The sequence below is a fragment of the Galbibacter sp. L-19 genome, from assembly GCF_056857615.1.
In genome coordinates this window covers 32,659-52,967 of the sequence record NZ_JBSXNL010000049.1, presented here as the reverse complement: position 1 = coordinate 52,967, position 20,309 = coordinate 32,659, and the positions used below count along the sequence as shown (strand labels likewise).

The window sequence follows — 20,309 nt, the reverse complement described above, 5'->3', positions numbered from 1 at the left end:
GCTTTTGCTGAAGGATGGTTTTGTGTGTTAGTTGTTTGAAACTTCGATAAGCTTGGTTTGATAACTGAAAAATATTTTTTAGATAGCCACATTTTTACTTCTAAAGTATAATAATTATCAGATTAGATTGTCTTTGCTTATTTCAGAATTAAACTTCCATTTTTTTGAGTTCGTTATAGTTTCTTTTTAACCTTCTCATTAAAATTCCATAAAGTAAAAAGTAGATTCCTAAGAAAAATCCAATAATAATTACGGTGCTAATAATGGAAACTCCAAAAATTATTAAGTAATCTTTTATGTCCGCATTGGCAACAAAAGAATTCCATCCTCCTTGCTGCATTACATAAATATAAATAATACAAGCTATCATTAAAACTCCTGCAAAGCTTAGGTTAAAAATGATATATTGACGAACAGTTCTGCGGGCTTTTATAATACTTTCTAATAAGCCTTTAACCGTAGAAGTTGTAGAAACTCTTTTGTAATTTTTATAAAAACGAAAGATAAAATATAGGGTAACGAGCATAGAGCTATATGTAACATAGTCTATTATTGAAGGCAAAGGAATTCCTTTTTCAAAAGAAGGATGATAAAATATACCAACTAGAATACCGAAGCCTAACTCTATTAAACTGATATAGAAAATCCATTTTATAGATGATGAAGATTTCTTCAACATCATGGCATATATAGTTTCATAGGAAAGCTTAGGAAGCTCTTTTTCCTTTTTCTGCCAGTCTTTTTTTAAAAATTCTAATTCGTCCATTAGGGGTTTAAAATATTTTTAAGTTTTGTTTTAACTCTATTCATCTTCACTCTTGCATTGACTTCAGAAATACCTATGGTGTCCGATATTTCTTTGTAATTTTTATCTTCTAAATACAAAAACACTAATGCTTTTTCAATGTCGTTTAATTGCTTAATAGCGTCGTACATTAATTTAAGCTGTTGTTCTTCTGTATCATCATAAGTTGTGGCTTTTACTTTATATAATACCGAGTCAAAATCTTGTGTTCGGATTTGCCGTTTTGATTTTCGGTAAAGCGTAATAGCTGTGTTAAGTGCAATTCTGTACATCCATGTGCTAAACTTAGCATCGCCTCTAAATTTTGGATATGCCTTCCATAACTGTATGGTTATCTCCTGAAATAAATCGTTGTGAGCATCAGTATTATCAGTATAAATCTTACATATTTTATGTACGATATTCTGATTTTCCTCAAGTTCAATAATAAATTTATGTTCAAGCTCTTTCGTCACAAAGGGATTAGTTAGTGTATTATTAGTAGCTAAAGATACTAGTTTGTTACAAGTTTATCTTAGAAAGATTAATATTCGCTTTTAAAAAGCGCTAACAGATTCATTTTTCTCAAAGAATAACTTTAAATTTGAGAATCAACTCATTCATACTTTTTGATTTTCAACTGAAATGTAAGATAATTTCATGCATTTTGTAGGAAATAAGAAGAAAGTTTGATTGTGTTCTATAAACAATTGTATATGAATATACCACAAACTAGCTACCCAAGAGTAGTTATTATTGGCGGAGGTTTTGGAGGTGTTGCTTTAGCAAAAAAACTAGCAAAGCAGGAAATGCAGGTAGTACTTCTAGACAAACACAATTACCATACGTTTCAACCTTTATTATATCAAGTCTCTACTGGCGGATTAGAGCCAGATTCTATAGCGTATCCAATTCGGAAGATTCTTTCTAAATACCCTAATTTTTATTTCCGATTGGCAAATGTTGAAACTGTAGACGCAGCAGAAAATACAATTCATACCGATATTGGTCCGCTTAAATATAATTATTTGGTATTGGCAACGGGTTCTTCTACAAATTTCTTCGGAAATAAAGAGATTGAAGCCAATAGTATGATTATGAAAACAGTTCCTGAAGCATTAAATCTAAGAAGTTTAATTCTTGAAAATTTTGAAGAGGCTTTACTTACAGATAGCATAGACCGACAAGATGCTTTGATGAATTTTGTTATAGTGGGCGCTGGTCCTACGGGAGTTGAACTAGCAGGAGCTTTAGCCGAAATAAAAAGAGGAATTCTGCCAAAAGATTATCCAGATCTCGACACGAGAAGGGCGCAGATTAATATTGTTCAATCTGGCGATATGATTCTAAAAGGAATGAGTAGTCAAGCTTCTAAAAAAGCTGAAGATTATTTAGAAGAATTAGGAGTTAATATTTGGAAAAATACACGCGTTACTGGATATGATGGAGACTTTGTAACAACAAATACCGATTTAAATTTTAATACCGCAACCCTTATATGGGCAGCTGGTGTTAAAGGGGAAACTGTTAAAGGAATAGATGCTAAAGATTGTATAACATTTAGCAATCGGTTTAAAGTAAATAATTTCAATAAAGTGGAAGGGTACGATACTATTTTTGCTATTGGAGATGTGGCATGTATGACTTCTGAAGCCTATCCGCATGGACATCCTATGGTAGCACAAGTAGCAATTCAGCAAGGAAAACATCTAGGAGAGAATCTAGTAAATTTTATAGAAGCAAATAAATCTATGAAGCCTTTTACCTACAAAGATAAAGGAACCATGGCAACTGTTGGTAGGAATAAAGCAGTGGTAGACATGCCAAAATATAAGTTCCAAGGAATGTTTGCTTGGTTTGTTTGGATGTTTGTTCATTTATTTTTTCTGATAGGTTTTAGAAATAGAGTAGTAGTTTTTACAAATTGGGTGTATAATTACATCCGTTTTGATAGAGAAGCTCGTTTAATTATTAGACCTTACAAAAAACAACGTGCAGCATTGTTGCGTGAGCTAGACAATAAACCTAAGGATATAGAAATGTCATAAATTATAAGTGGCTGTCTAAAAAAAATAATTTGTAGCTGTCAAAACTAAGCTTATAAAATTAGTCTTGACAAAGGAGTCTGTCAAATTAAGCCTGTAAAACCGAGCTTGCCAAATAGAGCCTGTCAAATTAAGCTTGTAAAACTTGTCAAACTGAGCTTGTCGAAGAAGTCTGTCAAAGAAGCCTGCCAAAGGAGCTTGTCAAACTGAACTTGTCAAAGAAGCCTGTCAAACTGAGCTTGTCGAAGTTTATTCATCATAGATATTTTTATAAGGACCGCCAGGAACTTCAAAAAACTTAGCATCTACATAACGGTAACCTTTATCTAAAGATTTAATTTTTAAAAGGTCTTCATCGGTTAAAGAAACATCATAGCTTTCTAAATTTTCTTTTATTCTTTTTGGGTTAGTCGATTTAGGAATCACAGCTGTTCCACAACTAAGATGCCATGCTAACAATACTTGCGCAGGAGAGCAATTATGTTTTTTAGCTATTTCTGTAATAACTTTATTTTCCAACAAACTAGGTTCGTCTTCTTTTTTCATGTCTTGAGATCGGTCTCCAGAGCCTAACGGAGAATAACCAGTTAAGATAATGGAATTAGTATCACAAAACTCTAAAAGCTCTTTTTGTTGTAATAAAGGGTGTAATTCTACTTGGTTTACTTCTGGGGGATGAGTAGCATCTACTAAAAGATCTTTTAATTTTTTTAAGCTGAAATTTGAAACTCCAATACTTTTTACAAACCCTTTGTTGTAGGCTTCTTCCATCTTTTTCCAAGTATTTATTATAGGAGCTTCTTCAGGACTTAAAAACTCATCTGCTTTGCTAGCAAAACCAACATCAGCTTTAAAAGCAACTGGCCAATGTATAAGGTATAAGTCGAGATACTTTAACTGTAAATCGGCCAAGGTTTTTTGTAATGCAGGAAGGACTTTATCACTTTCATGTGCATTATTCCATAGTTTAGAGGTAATCCATAGATCTTCTCTTTCAACCAAGCCTTGGGCAAATGCAGTTTTAAGTGCCTCCCCAACTTCTGCTTCATTTCCATAAACTGCAGCACAATCTATATGGCGGTAACCAGCTTTAATAGCTTCTATAACAGCATTGCCTACTTTTCCAGGTTCCGACTTCCATGTTCCAAGTCCGATAGCAGGAAGATTAAGGTCATTTTTTAATGTGTAAAATTTCATGGCTTATTTTTTAGTTTTTTATATACTAACTACTTCTAATCCCTTATTAAAGCTTAAGTTTTCTATGCGTACCTAAGTTTATCAAAGAGCCTTGCGTTGAGATAAACTCCATTTGTTTCAAACAACACATAAAGTTCTCAATAATATTACAGAATTTACAATAACAAAAAGTTAAAAATCGTTTCTCGGATGGTGTTTTTTAATAGTCTTAGCAAGGTCATTCCTGTCCAAATGCATATATACTTCTGTAGTTGTTATACTTTCATGACCTAGCATTTGTTGAATAGCACGTAAATCGGCACCACCTTGTAAGAGATGGGTGGCAAAAGAATGCCGGAAGGTATGCGGACTAATATTTTTTTTAATTCCTGCTTTTTCAGTAGCCTTTTTAATGACAGTAAATACCATAGCTCGTGTAAGATTTTTGCCTCTTCTATTGAGGAAAACAAAATCTTCATAATTTTTTTGAACATTTACATGAGGCCTAATTTCAGAAATGTAAATAGTAATGTATTTAATGGTTGAAGGAGCTACAGGTACAAAACGTTGCTTATCTCCTTTTCCGCTTACTTTTATAAAACCTTCTTCAAAAAACAAATCAGAAATTTTGAGATTTACAAGTTCAGAAACTCGAAGTCCGCAACTATAAAGTGTTTCAAGCATGGTCCGATTTCGTTCGCCTTCTGGAGTGCTTAAATCCAAGGTAGCAATAATTTGATCTATTTCTTCAATTGCTAACGTGTCTGGAAGTTTACGACCAGTTTTTGGAGATTCTATCAGTTCCATTGGGTTGTCTGGTCTGTAATCTTCAAAAATTAAATAATTAAAAAAGCTTTTTAATCCAGATATGAGTCGTGCTTGAGAACGTGGATTTATTGTCTTAGCCGTTTGATAAATAAAATCTTGTAGTGTTTGTGAAGAAATTTTAATAGGAGAAACTTCAATTTGGTGAAGCTCTAAATAGCGAATTAATTTTTTAATATCTAAACAATAGTTCTCTACAGAATTTTTGGAGAGCCCTCTTTCTATCCTTAAATAATTTTGATAATCTACAAGTGAATGACTCCATTTCATACTGTGAAATTAATAATAAATAATTCATATTGAATAATTCAAAATAAAAAAATTAGGACTGAATTCTGGGATTGGGTATACGTTTGATAATAGAATATACGTAAGCTTACAAGTATTGTTCCAGATAGTAAGCTTAGAAATGTTACCATGATGTTTTCTGTAGGGTATTTTTTCTGATGAATGTATAAAGAATGTGTGTTAAAAATATGAGAGTATTTTGCTCCCGTTTTTTTATGATTATTTCTTTACTTTTACTGAAAAGACTAATAAATGAAACCCTCATTGAGGGATTTATTATGGACAAAATAATTACCCTCTCAAAAGGAAATGAATAAAGGAAGGTTTATGAGCGGTAGTGATTCTTTACTTAATTTTATAAAAAACTGATAACAAACTATTTAACGTCAATATATTTGTATGAAACTTATCATCATCAACGGGCCTAATTTAAATCTTCTTGGTAAGCGTGAACCTGAAATTTATGGATCGCAAACTTTTGAAGACTATTTAAATTTACTTCAGCAAAAATTTAAAAATATTACTATTGAGTATTATCAATCAAACGTAGAAGGCGAATTAATTAATAAATTGCATGAAGTAGGCTTTGATTATGATGGAGTAATTCTTAATGCTGGGGCATATACGCATACTTCCATCGGGATAGGAGATGCTATTAAAGGAATTACCACGCCTGTTGTAGAAGTTCATATCTCTAATACTTTTGGAAGAGAGGAGTTTCGCCATCAATCGTACATATCTCCAAATGCTAAAGGGGTTATACTTGGGTTTGGAATGCAAAGTTATGACTTAGCAATACAAAGTTTTTTGAATGTAAAATAGGACTAGTTTTCTTAATTGTTTATCTTTTTTAAATCGTAACTTTCTATACGAATCATAATTCAATGTCATATAAAACATATTTTAATTGGAGTACTGGAAAAGACAGTGCTTTAGCGTTATATAAAACCCTTCAAAACCCATTATTTGATATTGCAGCTTTGGTTACTACTGTAAATTCTGATATGGAGCGAGTTTCCATGCACGGACTTAGGAATGGGCTTCTGCTTAAGCAAGCAAAAAGTATTGAAATTCCGTTAAAAATAATTTCACTTTCTGGTAATGTATCCATGACTACTTATGATGAAACTATGAAAACTGCCATGAATGAATTAAAGTCTGAGGGATTTACGCACACAGTTTTTGGAGATATTTTTTTAGAAGATTTAAAACAATACCGTGAGCAAAAATTAAACGAAGTTGGAATTCAAGCTGAATTTCCTCTATGGAAAGAAAATACTAAGAACCTTCTTGAAGAATTTATTAGTTTAGGTTTTAAAGCCATTACAGTTTGTGTAAATGCAAAACTACTTGATGAATCTTTTGTGGGGAGGATTATAGATAAACAGTTTCTGGAAGATTTGCCAAGGGGAGTAGATCCTTGTGGTGAAAATGGCGAATTCCATACGTTTGTTTTTGATGGTCCTATTTTTAAAACTCCAGTAGATTTTAAAATTGGAGAAAAGGTTTTAAGGAGCTACCAATCTACAGAAGATGAAGAAGATCAATGTTTCCAAACCGATGACAAATTGAAATGGGATACTTCTTTTTGGTATTGCGATTTATATGTATGAGAGCGTATAAACAAAATGCCCCGTAAAGATGAATCCTTACGAGGCATAAATAAAATCTATAAATAAAATGTGTTAATTAAGCTGAAAAAAGTTTTATAGATTTATTAAAATTTGTAACCAACTCCCACTTGAAAAGTATGATTTTTTAATTCTGTTCCTTTAGAAAGATTATCCTCTTGCGCAATATTTATAGCACCTAAATTGTAACGTCCATCAAAGAAAAGTCCGTTGTTAAACTCATAACCAAGTCCAAAGTTCACTCCAAAGTTTACATCAGTAATGTATTCGTTGATGTTTTCTGTTTCGTCATAAAGCGTATATCCATAACTTCCAACTTCAGTTTTTTGATCTGCATTTAATAAAAAACCAACTTGTGGACCTACTTGAACATTTAAACCATTGTAAATTTTATATTTAAACATAACAGGAACGTTTAAGTACTCTAGTCTTAATGTATATTCTTCTGAAGAGACTCCAGAAGCATCAAATGTTTTAAAAGTTTCATGTGCTCCTTGAGAAGAATATAAAACTTCTGGTTGGATAGAGATTCTATCGGTAAGTCCAACTTCAACAAAAAGACCTCCATATAAACCTACTCTATAATTGTCTACTTCTGTATCTCCACTAATATTTGAAAAGTTTGTACCAGCTTTAATACCATAATTAATTTTTTGTGCATAAGTAGTTGTTATAAAACCTAACATAGCTACAGTCAAAAAAAATAATTTCTTCATATTCATTATATTTTAATAATTGGTTGCAAATATATGTAGATTAAATTCTTAATTAAAAAGATTTTAATCTCATTTTTATAAAGAAAAATCCTAGTAATTGCTAGTCAACGTATTACATAAATAATTTAACATTTATTCTATAATTGCGATTTTAAGCTACAACGTTTTCGTTGATATGTTTTGATTTTAGGGAAAGGGTAGTTCAATTCTTCAATGTATAAATTGGAATAAATTGAGTTGCTTCTTTTAATGTCTAGAAGCGTAGTGGAAGGGGATTAATTTTCTCTTTAGAGGAAATAAAAAATCGCCACTTGAAAACTTTCAAATGGCGATTTAATAAAAAATATATTCTTATTATAAATGAATCACTTCATCATAAGCATCGGCAACTGCTTCCATTACTGCCTCACTCATAGTTGGATGAGGGTGAACAGCTTTTAATACTTCATGCCCAGTAGTTTCTAGTTTTCTAGCAACAACCGCTTCAGCAATCATATCTGTAACTCCAGCTCCAATCATATGGCAGCCCAGCCATTCTCCATATTTTGCATCAAAAATAACTTTTACAAAACCATCTGGTGTTCCAGAAGCTTTTGCTTTTCCACTAGCTGAGAAAGGGAATTTACCAATCTTAAGTTCGTAGCCTTTTTCCTTAGCTTGTTTTTCAGTTAATCCTACAGAAGCAATTTCTGGGGTAGCATAGGTACAACCAGGAATATTTCCATAGTCTAAAGCTTCTACATGCATTCCAGCAATTTTTTCTACACAAAGAATTCCTTCAGCAGAAGCAACGTGTGCCAATGCTTGTCCAGGAGTAACATCACCAATAGCATAATATCCTGGGATATTTGTTTGGTAATAATCGTTAACCAAGATTTTATCACGGTCGGTAGCAATACCTACATCCTCTAATCCAATGTTTTCGATATTTGTTTTAATACCTACAGCAGATAATACTATGTCGGCTTCTATTACTTCTTCTCCTTTGCTAGTTTTAATTGTAGCTTTTACGCCACTTCCAGAAGTATCTACTTTAGTAACTTCAGCAGAAGTTTTAATTTTTACTCCAGCTTTTTTAAAGCTACGTTCTAATTGTTTAGAAACGTCTTCATCTTCAACAGGAACAATGTTTGGTAAGTATTCTACTACAGTAACTTCGGTTCCCATAGAGTTGTAAAAGTAAGCAAACTCAATTCCGATAGCTCCACTACCAACCACAATCATTTTCTTTGGTTGTTTAGGTAAGGTCATAGCTTCACGGTAGCCAATTACTTTTTTCCCGTCTTGTGGAAGACTTGGTAATTCTCTAGAACGTGCGCCAGTAGCAATAATAATATGGTCTGCACTATATTCGGTAGTTTTACCATCTTTATCTTTTACATCGATTTTCTTTCCAGATTTTAATTTTCCGAAACCTTCAAGAACATCAATTTTATTTTTCTTCATCAAGAATTGAACTCCTTTGCTCATTCCATCAGCAACATTCCGACTCCTTTTTACTACGGCGTCAAAATCTTTATCAACATCTTTTACCTTGATACCGTAATCGTCAGCATGTTTTAAATATTCAAAAACTTGAGCCGATTTTAAAAGGGCTTTTGTAGGGATACATCCCCAGTTTAAACATACACCTCCAAGGTTTTCTTTTTCAACAACAGCAGTTTTAAAACCGAGTTGCGATGCGCGAATGGCAGTAACATAGCCACCAGGACCACTACCCAAAACGATTACATCGTATTTACTCATATCGTAGATTTTTTGTTTATCTGAAAAATTTTGCGGTTACGAAGTTACGGAATAACTTTCTAAAGGGTAAATTTTTTTATGAAATTGGGAGGTTCTTCACAAACCAATGGAAAGAGGCAAATCTTATAACTATATTTAGCCGTCAAATTTATATGTTAAATAATTATAAATATGGCATAATAAAAGCTTAAAGGAACTATTTGGTTTTAGTTTTTAGTCTATTTTCGATTAAAATCCATAATATATGAAGCAAGTTTACATTACCATTTTTGTATGTTTTTTATCACTAAACACTGTTTTTTCTCAAAAAATAATTTCGGCTAAGGTAATAGATAGTACCACCAAAGAACCCATCCCTTTTGCAACCATTTCTTATAATAAAAAAGCAGGGGTAATAAGTTCCGAAGCTGGAGATTTTACCATCAATATTGATACAATAACTTCAGAGAAAGATTCACTGTTTATAAGTTGCTTAGGCTATAATCAAAAGAGCTACGCAATTAATAATTTCTCTGAAACTGCTATTGAGTTAAGCGCAGAAGATATTGAACTTGATGAAGTAGTTTTATTAAATAAACAGTATACCATAGATGAAATTCTGGAAAAAGTTAAAGATAGTTTGGAGATAAATTATGATACTGATTTTGTACAACAGCGTATATTTTTGAGAACTTCAGATTATACAAATGTTTTAGATAAAAAAGTGAAACTTAAAGAAAGTACTATTCCAGAAATAAATCAGCAATTTACAGATAGTATTGTCAATGCAATTCCAAAGAAATCTTCTTACCATACAGAGGTTTTAGGCGATTATTATTTAAAAATGGAGGAAGATAATCAATTAGCAAAACTCGATATTATTAAAGCATCAGAGCTTTATGATAAAAATAATCAGCTCTCTTTTGAGGGGGTTGAAGATAAGTTGCAAAAAATTATGCGAAAGCATGTAAAACGAGATTCCTATTTTAAAATAAAGTCGGGCATTATTGGCGCTAAATCAGAAATAGATTCTTCATTTTTTGAAGATGAAGCAATGGATACCATAGTAGAAAATAAACTTAAAAAAGAGAAAAAGAAAAAGGAGAATTTTTTAAAGTATAGAAGCTCCTATCTATCAAGTCTATTAAAAAAGAATTTTATTTATGAGGATAGCGATTTAAATTTTATACATAAATCTAGAAAGTATGACTTTACTTTAGAAGGACTTGTGTATTTACAAACGGATTTGGTTTATAAGATAAGGTTTGAACCAGATGGAGGTGCCGATTTTAAAGGGGTAATGTATGTTAATGCAGATGATTTTGCCGTTGTAAGACTGGATTATGAAAATGTAAAGCCTTTAAAAAAAATTAACCTCTTTGGGGTGTCCTATTTAAATTACTTACAAAGAGGAACTTTTTTATATGAAAAAAATTCAAGAGGAAAATACAGTTTAAAATATTTAGAAGAAGCAAATGCAGAAAAAGTAGGTTTTGATAGACCTTTATCTATTATTGAAAAAAATAAAAATGTTAAAGGCAGAAGAAAACAAAATGAAGTAGCAACTCATGTTAATTTCACTCTTCAAAATAGCATAAAAAATGAGCTTGTAATTTTTGAAAGTACTCCAATTGATAAAGAAATATTTGAGAAAATTGAAATAGAACCTACTATGATTCCGACTTATTTGCCAAATTATGATCCATCTTTTTGGGAAGGATATAATATTATAGCGCCAAATGAGGCTATTAAAAAGTTTAAGAGTGTAGAGGAATAAAGTTAGGGGAGAAATAAAATAACAAGGGCTAGCAATATTGCTAGCCCTTGTTATTTTATTATTTATTTTTTCTTAAAGATATAATCGTTTAAAGGATACAAAAATATTAAAAAGAAGATAACTCCAAAGGCGAGTTCATAAACTTCCCATTTTCTACTTGGAGGGATAATAGCTACTATAATTGTAGAAGCAATAAAAGCTATTGTTTGATGCCACTTTACAACTGGAACTGCAAACTTATCAACTAGGTTTTTAGCCCAATCTTTCTTTCTATAAAGTATAGGTAATACTAATAAATAAACAACCATAGCTACCATAAGAAGTTGACTAAAAATTATTTTATTAATTTTTTTACCACCTACTACCAAGTTGTGCAAATTGGTTTCTTTTTGAGCATTATTTTGCAAAAAGTAGTCTCCAGATTCGATTCCAAAAATGCGTTGTCCCCATGAAATTTCTTCTCCAGCTCCAAAAAAGAATAATAGGGCAAAAAGGAATACTCCAATTTTCCAAGTTAAAGATTTGCCTTTACTAATGGTAAACAATCTAAAGAAACAAAGTAAACTTACACATAAAAGCATAATTGCCGTTCCAGATTCTACAGTTTTATCTTCAGCCGCAAAAGTGTTGTCAAAATATTCTGGATTTGTAAACCCTAAGTATAAACTGAAAATAAAAATAATTGCTAAAAAAGCATATCCTAGTTTTTCGGTTTTGTTAAATATCATAATCAATCTTTTTTAATAAGGTAATAATTGCTTGTTAATCGGTTTTTATATGCGCGTTCCTCTGGATTGGCAGTATAATTTATATCGTACTCTTCTATTAATTTTATAGAATATTCAGTTTCAAAGATACGTTTTAATTCATCTTCTCTATCCTTATTAACTAAAATACCAAACTCACTTTCTTCAGGAAAAGTTATAGTTTCTCCATGTTTAATTTCAGGAGCGGAATATCCTAAGTGCCAGATCATTTCTGGAGCAGGTTCTCCTAATGAGTACAGTTTTAAGTTGGTTTTTAAGGTGTTGATATTGTTAAAATTCTGATTGGTATTAAAGGTTTTAGCTAAAGGAAAGCCAAAAACTAATATTGTAAGAATAAATGAAATTACGAGGAAAAATACGTTTTCTATATTTTTTTTTCGCAGAAAATAAAAAATGCAGACTCCAATAGTAAAAAGGAATACAGATGTTAAAATAAAACTGATATAGAAACCGTCGAGTTTATCTTTTAAAAAGATAAAACCACCAATTGGAAAAGCAACCCCAATAAGCCCTATTAATATAAAATTAAAATAAACAGGGATTTTTTCACCTCTTTTAAGTTCTTTAAAATGAAGAATTAAATATTCCATATAAAATGAAGTATTTAGCGCCATTGGGATTAGAACAGGCAATAAATATCTCGATTTCTTTTCAGGAATTATAGATAATAAAACTACAGAAGCAAGAGTCCAAGCTAATGCAAAAGTGTATCCTTTTTTATTACTTACTTTATTTTTTAAATATGGATAAAGGAGTGCTACAAAAGCGGGGATTGTCCATATTCCGCTTTGTGTAAAGAAACTCCAATAGTAATAAAATGGACGTACATTATAGCTTGTCCAATTTCCAGCCTCTTCTTTTGCGATATCTAAAAATGCTTGTGGGTCGGCATATCTAACGTAGGCAAACCAAGAAACTCCAATAATAAGCCCTAAAATTAACATCGCACAAAATGGAAGAATTTTACGCTTGCTAATATTACTTCTGTATGCTATACCGTAAGCTATTAAAAAAGGAAGCCATAAGGCATACATAGAAACGGGACCTTTACTTAGAAAGGAAGCTCCAAAAAATAGCCCAGCAATTAAAGAATTCTGCCAGCATTTTTCTTGGTATTGTAGCATTTTAATTAAATGATAAATGCTAATTACCATAAAACTATGCGTAAAAATATCCCATTGCCCATTTCTACCTGAAAAAATAATATAAAAGGATGTGGCAAGAATTAAAGAAGCATAGAAGCTTAATTTTTTATTATTGAAAAGTAAAACTGCAATTTTATATAAGAAGAAAACTAATATAATAGCAGATAAAGCTGCGGGTAAACGTAAGGCAAATAAATTATGAACCCCAATTAAACTTGCGCTTATGGCGGTGAGCCATGTTGGTAATGGGGGTTTTTCATATCTAGGAAAATCGTTCATGGTGGTAAGTAGCCAATTCCCTTTATAAAGCATTTCTCTTGCTGTTACAAAGTTTCTAGCTTCCATTATATTTACATAAATTACGTCTAGGTTGCTTATGAAAATAGCTACACAAACTACCAGTAATATCTTAATCGAATGCTTTTCTATAAACTCAGTCATCTTGTTTTTTTAAAATAAATAGATTTCTAGCGTAGATAATTGTTCCTAAAGAATGTCCAACCAATAAAACAGGGTCTTTTCTGAAAATAGCATAACTAAGAATCAGCAAAGCTCCAACTAAGCTTAAAAGCCAAAAACCTGCGGGTAAGGAAGATTTTTTTCTTTTTTCAGAATATAACCATTGGTAAATAAATCGGAAGGTAAATAGAATTTGCGCTACTATTCCAAGAATTAATAACCAAATAGGAATGTCTTCATTCTTAAAAAGGTCATCTATATCGTATACGTTATTATTATACCCATAAATGATGATAAGAATTGGAAAAAAAAGTAAGAATATCCTAAGTAATTTAGGTGCTTTTTGCCACTCTCCTTGTAACTGTAAATTTCTAATATAGATAAAATAAGTAAGCATTTGTCCTAGCATAATGGCAAAATCATCTCTAAGCCATCCGTAAACAAATAATAGAAAAGAAGCAAATAAACTCAATTTCCAAAACAAAGAAGGAGTTAATACTTTTTTACTTTTTTCTGATGCTAACCATTGATAAATGAGTCTTCCTGAAAATAGAATTTGCGCTAGAAAGCCAATGGAGTATATAATCCAATTTGCCATTTATCCTTTTTTAGCAACCGTATAATTAATATACTTTTTCTTCATCCACAAGTAAGCAAAACAATCTTGAAGTGGCCCTATTAATCGGTTCCAAAAGCCAAATTTAGCCGTTCCAGCAATACGTGGGAAATGCTGTACCGGAATTTGAATAATCTTACCTTCTTGTAGTAAAATCATGGCAGGCAAAAACCGATGTAAACCATTAAACATAGGAATTCGTTTTGCAAAATCGGTTTTTATAACTTTTAATGGGCATCCAGTGTCGTCCATTCCATCGTGAGTAAAGGTTCTTCTAATTCCATTTGCAATGGTAGAAGACATGTTTTTAACAAAAGAATCCTTTCTATTAGCCCGAACCCCAGTTACTAAATCGTAGTGGTTTATATGGTTTAAAAGAAGATTAAAATCTTCCGGAGCTGTTTGTAAATCGGAGTCGATATATCCTAAAATCGGCGTATCTACATAATCAAATCCTGCTTTTATAGCAGCACTTAAACCTCTATTTTCTAAAAAAGAAATGTATTCAAAATTAGGAGAACGCTTACAAATAGTTTCTATAAGTTCCTGACTTTTATCTTTTGATCCATCATTTACAAAAAGAACTTTGGTAGACTTTGTGGCAATCTTAAAGTAATCGTTAAAGGCTGTTTCAACTCTTTCCAAGTTGTCTTCTTCGTTGTAAACAGGAACTATTATAGTAAACTCGTAATTCATATATTTAAAAGCTATTTTTTGAACATTTGAAGTTCAAAATATTTGCAAATGTAGGTATTTAAGACAATAATTATAATAAAGTAAGTAAATATTGAGCTGCAGCAAAAGGAGTAGTTTCGTTCAATTCAATAGCTTTTAACTGTAATTGTAACTCTTCTTTTACTTTTTTATGATGATAAAAATTAGATTTTAAGGAATCTTCAATAGTTTGATAAAGCCAAAATTTATTTTGTTCTATTCTTTTAATATTGAAATAATCATCACTTTTAGAAATTTTTAGATACGTTTCAATAAGACTCCATGCTTCATCAACTCCTTTATTTTCAATTGCTGAGGTTAATAACACTTTAGGAATCCATCCGTTATTTTTTGGAGGGTAGAGATGGAGCGCTCTTTTAAATTCTGTTTTTGCAATTTTTGCTTTTTGAAGATTGTCTCCATCTGCTTTATTAATTACAATGGCATCGGCAAGCTCAATAATTCCCCGTTTTATACCTTGAAGTTCGTCGCCAGCACCAGCTAATTTCAGTAATAAAAAGAAATCTACCATGCTATGAACAGCAGTTTCACTTTGTCCAACTCCTACAGTTTCTATTAAAATAGTTTTAAATCCGCAGGCTTCACATAAAATAATACTTTCTCTAGTTTTACGAGCAACACCTCCCAAAGAATTGCCAGCAGCAGAAGGACGGATATACACATTTCTGTTTTTTACTAAGTTTTCCATTCGAGTTTTATCGCCTAGAATACTTCCTTTGGTAACAGAACTACTTGGGTCTACCGCCAACACTGCAAGTTTATTTTTACTGGTTGCAATGGTGTTTCCTAAAACTTCAATAAAAGTACTTTTTCCCACTCCAGGAACGCCAGTAATTCCAATTCGAATTGAATTATTGGCATGAGGAAGGCATAAATTAAGAACCTCATTTGCTTTTGCTGTATGGTCGGGATTGGCACTTTCTATAAGAGTTATCGCTCTACTTAATGCAGTAATATCTCCTTTTATAATTGCGTGCGCTAATTTTTTAGCAGAAATGTCTTTGTTTCTTTTAGCTTTAAATTTAGCAATAGCAGCTGGGTTTGTAATTTCATCTATAGAAACCCCTTCTTGGTTTTTTAAAGCTGATTTATGTGGCTTTTTGGTTGACAATTTTGCTAAATTTTAAAACAAATTTAATAACTAAAATTATGATAATGTGTGTTATTAAAAGTATATTAGAGATGAATTATTAAAAATAGACAAATGAAAGCATTATACAAAGCTAGTGCTACAACCACTGGCGGAAGAGCAGGACACGTAAAGAGTGACGATGGTGTAATAGATATGAAATTGGAATTGCCTAAAGATTTGGGCGGTAACGGAGGTGCGTTTACCAATCCAGAACAGTTGTTTGCAGCTGGATACTCTGCTTGTTTTGGGAGTGCACTACAGCATGTAGCGAAAGAAAAAAAAGTTGATATTGGAACCGATTTTGATGTAAGAGCAACGGTAGGAATAGGAAAACATCCAGAACTTGGTGGATTTTTATTAGAAGTGGTTTTAGACGTTACTTTACCAGGAATTGATGAAGAAGTAGGAGAGGAACTTATTAATGAAGCTCATGAAGTTTGCCCGTATTCCAGAGCAACAGAAGATAATATAGACGTTACTTTAAATTTAATGGTATAATTAAATCTAAAATAGATAAAGTGTAGTCTAAAAAGTATGCAAACTATAAATTACTTTTTAGACTACACTTTTTATTTGATTATTTTATATTGAATGTCAAATAAGTTTCATTTTTATAGATATCTCCTTTTTTTAATAATGTAGAAGGAAAATCTTTTTGATTTGGTCCGTCAGAAAACTTTTCAGTTTCAAAACAAATACTTGGATACTTACCAAGAGGTTTGTTTGATATTTTGTTTTCGTCCATAGTTTCTGGAGTGTAAATTACAACTCCAGGCTGATTAGAGGTAACCACCATTTCAATACCTGTTTTTTTACTATATATAGTTGCTAACGGATTGTTTTCTTTTAAAACATAGGTGTCGTCTATGCCTTTAAATTCATAAGTACTTCCAATCTCTCTTTTTTCCCTAAAATCAAAATAGGTGTTGGCAACAGAAGTATACTTTCCTGTAGGAATAGCATCAGAATCTTTTGTAAGAATACTTTCAGCATTAATAAGTAATTCATGGTCTAAAATACTTCCTTTTCCGCTGAGGTTGTAGTAATTATGATTGGTTAAGTTTACAATGGTGTCTTGGTCTGTTGTAGCATCAAAAACAATGGAAAGCTGATTTTTAACAATTGTATAGGTAACAGAAACTTGAAGATTTCCTGGGTATCCTTCTTCCATATCGTTACTTGAATAAGAAAATTTTATACTAGGATTCTCTCCTTCGGAAATGCTTTCCATTTTCCAAGTTTTAAATGAGAATCCTTCTTTTCCTCCATGTAAATGAACATCATTTTTTGTGTAAACGCTGTAATGTTTTCCGTTTATTGTATAACCATCTTTATTAATTCTTCCTGCAAAACGTCCAACAGAAGCACCAAGGTAGGTTGGGTTGTGCTTATAGCTTTCTAAATCTTCAAAGCTAATAACCACATTTACGTCGTTTCCATTTTTATCTTTTGTAATAAGCTGATGAATTGCAGCTCCATAATCTATAGTTACTAATTTTATATAATTGTTTTCAATAGTATATTTTTTCATCACAATTAGAATTCTTTTTTATCCTTAGAGGGTTTAATGCCTTAGAGCCTGTTCTAAGTTTATTGAAGGGCTCTAAGTCGAAAATGAGTTAAATTTGTTTCAATACACTACTTTAGCTAAAGCTATATGGTAGTTGATGGAAAGGCTAAATTACAAAAAGTATAAGTGCATAATTGTAACTTTATAAAAATAAAATGCAACGTTTAATTTTTAGTGTCGTCTTTAAGATGATTAGTAACTAGTACCAAACCAAAAGTAACAAGCCGGCATGCTTGAAATAGATTTAATAGAAAAGTGCAAAAACAACGACCGTAAGTCGCAGATGAGACTTTACGATATGTATTGTGATGCTATGTTTTGTATAGCCATGCGCTATGTAAAAAGTACAGACGATGCGCAGGATGTTATGCAAGAAGCATTTATCAAAGCATTTCAAAAATTAAATCAGTTTAAAGCAGAAGTTACCTTTGGAGCTTGGTTAAAGCGGATTGTAATTAATAAATGTTTGGATTTTTTGAAGTCGAAACATCAATTGCAAGTTTCTATTGAAGAAACTAATATTCAGCTAGCAGATGATTCTGATTGGAGTGTGGATGAAGAAATTGATGTTTCTGAAGTGAAAAAAGCAATAGAAACGCTTCCAGAAAAGTATAAGTATGTTGTAATGTTGTATTTAATTGAAGGGTATGACCATGAGGAAATCTCGCAAATTTTAGAGATAAGCAATTCTACATCTAGAACTCATTTGTTAAGAGGAAAACAAAAGTTGAAATCGCTTTTAAAAGAAAAGGAATATGGCAAAAGATATTAAAGAATTGATGGAGAACGATTCGGAAAAACAGTTTTCTGAATTACCAAAAGGACATCGCAAACGTTTTGAAGAACTTTTAGACAAAGAACTTCCGCAGGAAAAAGAGGAAAAACCTTTTAGACTTTGGAAGATAGCAGCTACAATTGCGATAATTTTTGGGATAGGAATTACTGTTTATATGAATGAGGGAGATACTGTAGAAGAAACAGTGGTTGATACGCAACAGAAGAAAGAAAATTCTGAAGCTTCAAAAATTACATTAGGGGATATTTCTCCAGATTTAAAAAAGGTGGAGCAATATTATGTGGCTAATATCAACTTAGAACTTGCCGATATTGAATTAACAGAGGCCAATAAAAAGCTTTTGGATGGTTATATGAATAGGCTGTCTGAGTTGAATGATGCATACCAAGAGCTAACTTTAGAACTCAATGAAGTAGGGCCTAATAATCAAACCATCGAAGCGCTTATTAATAATTTGCAATTACGTTTACAGTTACTATATCGATTAAAAGAAAAGATTAAAGAACTTAAAGAAACTGAAAATGAAAAATTTAAAGACCAAAATGTATAGGTGTTCCGCATTTATAATGCTGTTCTCATTTTGTATGCAAGCCCAAAAGCAGGCTAAAAATTATAAAGAATCTTTTGAGGTAAATAAAGATGCTGTTGTAGAAGTTAATACTAGCTACGCAGATGTAACTTTTGAAACGTGGAATAAAAATAGAGTAGAAGTAGAGGCAACTATAGAAATAGAAGACGTTTCTAAAGAGGAAGCTGCAGCATATTTTAAGGAATGGGGTTTTGAGGCTGAAGGGAATGCTAACAAAGTAAAAATTTCTACTGCCAATGGAGTCCGTTGGTCGCAAGGAAATAAAGTAATTATGCTATCTGGAATAGGAGAGATGGATTTTGTTTTTCCAGATTCAATTCCAATGCCACCGATGCCGCCAATGCCTCCAATGGATTCTATGATGGTAATGGCTCCAATGCCACCGATGCCTCCACTACCTTTTAATTTTGATAGTTTTTCTTTTGATTATGAAGCCTATAAAAAGGATGGCGATAAATATTTAAAAGAATGGAAAGAGCAGTTTAATGAGAGTTTTGATGATGAAGTAAAGGCGAATTTAGAAGAGTGGAAGAAAGATGTTAAAGAGCAGCAAGAGGAATGGAAATCTTACAGAAAAGAAATTATAGATGTTGAGAAAGAAGCTAGAAAGGCTTCCGTAGAGGCAAGAAAAGCGATGCAAGAGGCTCAACAAGAAATTCATGAAATAAGAAGAAGTGCAAATTCAGGAAAAGGGAATCGAGTTTTTTATTACAATTCTAGCGAAGGAAACAATAATTTAAAAGTTAAGAAAACCATTAAGATTAAAATTCCAAAAGGAGTGAAATTAAAAATGGATGTGCGTCATGGAGAAGTAACCTTGGCAGATAATACAACTAATATAAAAGCAACCTTGTCTTATACAAGGTTGCATGCCCCAAGGGTGGAAGGTGAAAACTCGGTAATAACTGCCTCTTATTCTCCAATTTCTGTGGATTATTGGGAGGAAGGAGAATTATCTGTAAATTATGTGGAGTTGGTGTCGCTTAAACATGTTAACAGTATAAAATTAACCTCTAAATCTTCAAATGTACAGATTCAAGATTTTTTTGGAGATGCTATTATTAATGGGAGTTTTGGAGATTTGTCTGTTGATCAAATATCAAATAATTTTAATACCCTTAATATTATTTTAGATAATTCTGAGGCAGTTCTTACATTGCCTAAAGCTGCTTTTAACTTTTATAGCAATGCTTCAAATTCAATGATGAAATATCCAAAAGGGCTTACATTAGATGTTTCTAAACGCTATGATAATGAAGTTGCCAACGGCTATTATGCACAAAAAAATAGCAACAAAACTATTAATCTTGTTGCTACTTTTAGTGATGTTGTTTTAAAATAATTAATGTCCGATTAAAAATACAAGACCGCTTCGCTGTAAGAGAAAAGAACAAAGACTAAATCTTAACTATTACAAAATGAGAAACTTAAAGAAATAATATTACTAAACTCCTCTTTTTATTCATTTTTCTTAATAGCAAAGGGGGCTATTTTAAAAACCTCTATTAACCCTTGATATATGTGGAATGCAAT

General features: G+C 31.8%; 20 protein-coding genes. 8 read left to right on the top strand and 12 right to left on the bottom strand.

Going from position 1 to position 20,309, the window contains the following annotated elements:
* Nucleotides 1-148 precede the first annotated feature (148 nt).
* Nucleotides 149-766 (bottom strand): hypothetical protein, encoded by a 618-nt coding sequence (locus tag AC13CQ_RS08045; RefSeq protein ID WP_482882789.1) that lies wholly within the window; start codon nt 764-766, stop codon nt 149-151.
* A complete protein-coding gene (locus AC13CQ_RS08040) occupies nt 766-1,260 on the bottom strand; it encodes an RNA polymerase sigma factor (RefSeq protein WP_008612918.1) in 495 nt (164 codons plus the stop codon). Before AC13CQ_RS08040 ends, AC13CQ_RS08045 begins: the two co-directional genes overlap by 1 nt.
* 240 nt (nt 1,261-1,500) lie before the next feature.
* Between AC13CQ_RS08040 and AC13CQ_RS08035 the strand changes: the two genes are divergently transcribed.
* Nucleotides 1,501-2,832, top strand: coding sequence for an NAD(P)/FAD-dependent oxidoreductase (locus AC13CQ_RS08035; protein WP_482882787.1), 1,332 nt, complete (start codon nt 1,501-1,503; stop codon nt 2,830-2,832).
* 246 nt (nt 2,833-3,078) lie between these two features.
* On the opposite strand, the gene AC13CQ_RS08030 is transcribed toward AC13CQ_RS08035, so the two are convergent.
* Both AC13CQ_RS08030 and xerD read right to left on the bottom strand, forming a co-directional pair.
* On the bottom strand, nt 3,079-4,026 hold the full coding sequence (locus AC13CQ_RS08030) for an aldo/keto reductase (protein WP_337900099.1): 948 nt from the start codon (nt 4,024-4,026) through the stop codon (nt 3,079-3,081).
* Between the two features lie 171 nt (nt 4,027-4,197).
* Nucleotides 4,198-5,100 (bottom strand): site-specific tyrosine recombinase XerD, encoded by a 903-nt coding sequence (xerD, locus tag AC13CQ_RS08025; RefSeq protein ID WP_474506835.1) that lies wholly within the window; start codon nt 5,098-5,100, stop codon nt 4,198-4,200.
* A gap of 417 nt (nt 5,101-5,517) precedes the next feature.
* Here xerD and aroQ point away from each other — a divergent pair, with 417 nt between their 5' ends.
* Nucleotides 5,518-5,940, top strand: a complete 423-nt coding sequence (gene aroQ / locus AC13CQ_RS08020; protein ID WP_008612913.1) for a type II 3-dehydroquinate dehydratase — start codon at nt 5,518-5,520, stop codon at nt 5,938-5,940.
* Nucleotides 5,941-6,002: 62 nt separating this feature from the next.
* Nucleotides 6,003-6,731: a Dph6-related ATP pyrophosphatase gene (locus tag AC13CQ_RS08015; RefSeq protein ID WP_456867470.1), complete on the top strand. Its 729-nt coding sequence runs from the start codon at nt 6,003-6,005 to the stop codon at nt 6,729-6,731.
* 104 nt (nt 6,732-6,835) lie between these two features.
* Here AC13CQ_RS08015 and AC13CQ_RS08010 read toward each other — a convergent pair whose 3' ends face one another.
* Together AC13CQ_RS08010 and lpdA are read right to left on the bottom strand one after the other, a co-directional pair.
* On the bottom strand, nt 6,836-7,465 hold the full coding sequence (locus tag AC13CQ_RS08010; protein WP_008612909.1) for a porin family protein: 630 nt from the start codon (nt 7,463-7,465) through the stop codon (nt 6,836-6,838).
* Nucleotides 7,466-7,819: 354 nt separating this feature from the next.
* Nucleotides 7,820-9,211, bottom strand: coding sequence for a dihydrolipoyl dehydrogenase (gene lpdA, locus AC13CQ_RS08005; RefSeq protein WP_008612908.1), 1,392 nt, complete (start codon nt 9,209-9,211; stop codon nt 7,820-7,822).
* 244 nt (nt 9,212-9,455) lie between these two features.
* On the opposite strand from lpdA, the gene AC13CQ_RS08000 reads away from it, so the two are divergent.
* The gene (locus AC13CQ_RS08000) at nt 9,456-10,967 is read left to right on the top strand and encodes a carboxypeptidase-like regulatory domain-containing protein (protein WP_482882786.1); all 1,512 of its coding nucleotides are present in this window, start codon (nt 9,456-9,458) and stop codon (nt 10,965-10,967) included.
* Between the two features lie 62 nt (nt 10,968-11,029).
* Here the strand turns inward: AC13CQ_RS08000 and AC13CQ_RS07995 are convergent, their stop codons facing one another.
* The 5 genes from AC13CQ_RS07995 to meaB all read right to left on the bottom strand — a co-directional run bounded on the left by AC13CQ_RS07995 (nt 11,030) and on the right by meaB (nt 15,800).
* On the bottom strand, nt 11,030-11,695 hold the full coding sequence (locus AC13CQ_RS07995) for a hypothetical protein (RefSeq protein WP_008612905.1): 666 nt from the start codon (nt 11,693-11,695) through the stop codon (nt 11,030-11,032).
* Nucleotides 11,696-11,697: 2 nt separating this feature from the next.
* Nucleotides 11,698-13,320: an ArnT family glycosyltransferase gene (locus AC13CQ_RS07990; RefSeq protein WP_482882784.1), complete on the bottom strand. Its 1,623-nt coding sequence runs from the start codon at nt 13,318-13,320 to the stop codon at nt 11,698-11,700.
* Nucleotides 13,313-13,936, bottom strand: a complete 624-nt coding sequence (locus AC13CQ_RS07985; protein ID WP_008612903.1) for a lipid-A-disaccharide synthase N-terminal domain-containing protein — start codon at nt 13,934-13,936, stop codon at nt 13,313-13,315. The genes AC13CQ_RS07990 and AC13CQ_RS07985 overlap by 8 nt, the downstream gene beginning before the upstream one ends.
* Complete coding sequence (locus AC13CQ_RS07980; RefSeq protein ID WP_008612902.1) at nt 13,937-14,650, bottom strand: glycosyltransferase family 2 protein; 714 nt, start codon at nt 14,648-14,650, stop codon at nt 13,937-13,939.
* A 70-nt stretch (nt 14,651-14,720) separates the two neighbouring features.
* Nucleotides 14,721-15,800 carry a methylmalonyl Co-A mutase-associated GTPase MeaB gene (meaB, locus tag AC13CQ_RS07975; RefSeq protein ID WP_335588112.1) on the bottom strand — a complete coding sequence of 360 codons (1,080 nt, stop codon included), beginning with the start codon at nt 15,798-15,800 and terminating at the stop codon, nt 14,721-14,723.
* A gap of 93 nt (nt 15,801-15,893) precedes the next feature.
* Between meaB and AC13CQ_RS07970 the strand changes: the two genes are divergently transcribed.
* Nucleotides 15,894-16,319, top strand: a complete 426-nt coding sequence (locus AC13CQ_RS07970; RefSeq protein WP_337900091.1) for an organic hydroperoxide resistance protein — start codon at nt 15,894-15,896, stop codon at nt 16,317-16,319.
* Nucleotides 16,320-16,398: 79 nt separating this feature from the next.
* Here the strand turns inward: AC13CQ_RS07970 and AC13CQ_RS07965 are convergent, their stop codons facing one another.
* Nucleotides 16,399-17,352, bottom strand: a complete 954-nt coding sequence (locus tag AC13CQ_RS07965; protein ID WP_335588110.1) for an aldose epimerase family protein — start codon at nt 17,350-17,352, stop codon at nt 16,399-16,401.
* A 268-nt stretch (nt 17,353-17,620) separates the two neighbouring features.
* On the opposite strand from AC13CQ_RS07965, the gene AC13CQ_RS07960 reads away from it, so the two are divergent.
* Genes AC13CQ_RS07960 through AC13CQ_RS07950 form a run of 3 tightly spaced genes read left to right on the top strand, consistent with a single transcriptional unit; the run spans nt 17,621 to nt 20,118 of the window.
* The gene (locus AC13CQ_RS07960) at nt 17,621-18,163 is read left to right on the top strand and encodes an RNA polymerase sigma factor (RefSeq protein WP_008612894.1); all 543 of its coding nucleotides are present in this window, start codon (nt 17,621-17,623) and stop codon (nt 18,161-18,163) included.
* Nucleotides 18,147-18,737, top strand: a complete 591-nt coding sequence (locus tag AC13CQ_RS07955; RefSeq protein WP_008612893.1) for a hypothetical protein — start codon at nt 18,147-18,149, stop codon at nt 18,735-18,737. Before AC13CQ_RS07960 ends, AC13CQ_RS07955 begins: the two co-directional genes overlap by 17 nt.
* Nucleotides 18,709-20,118, top strand: coding sequence for a hypothetical protein (locus AC13CQ_RS07950; protein ID WP_482882781.1), 1,410 nt, complete (start codon nt 18,709-18,711; stop codon nt 20,116-20,118). The genes AC13CQ_RS07955 and AC13CQ_RS07950 overlap by 29 nt, the downstream gene beginning before the upstream one ends.
* Nucleotides 20,119-20,309: the final 191 nt, after the last annotated feature.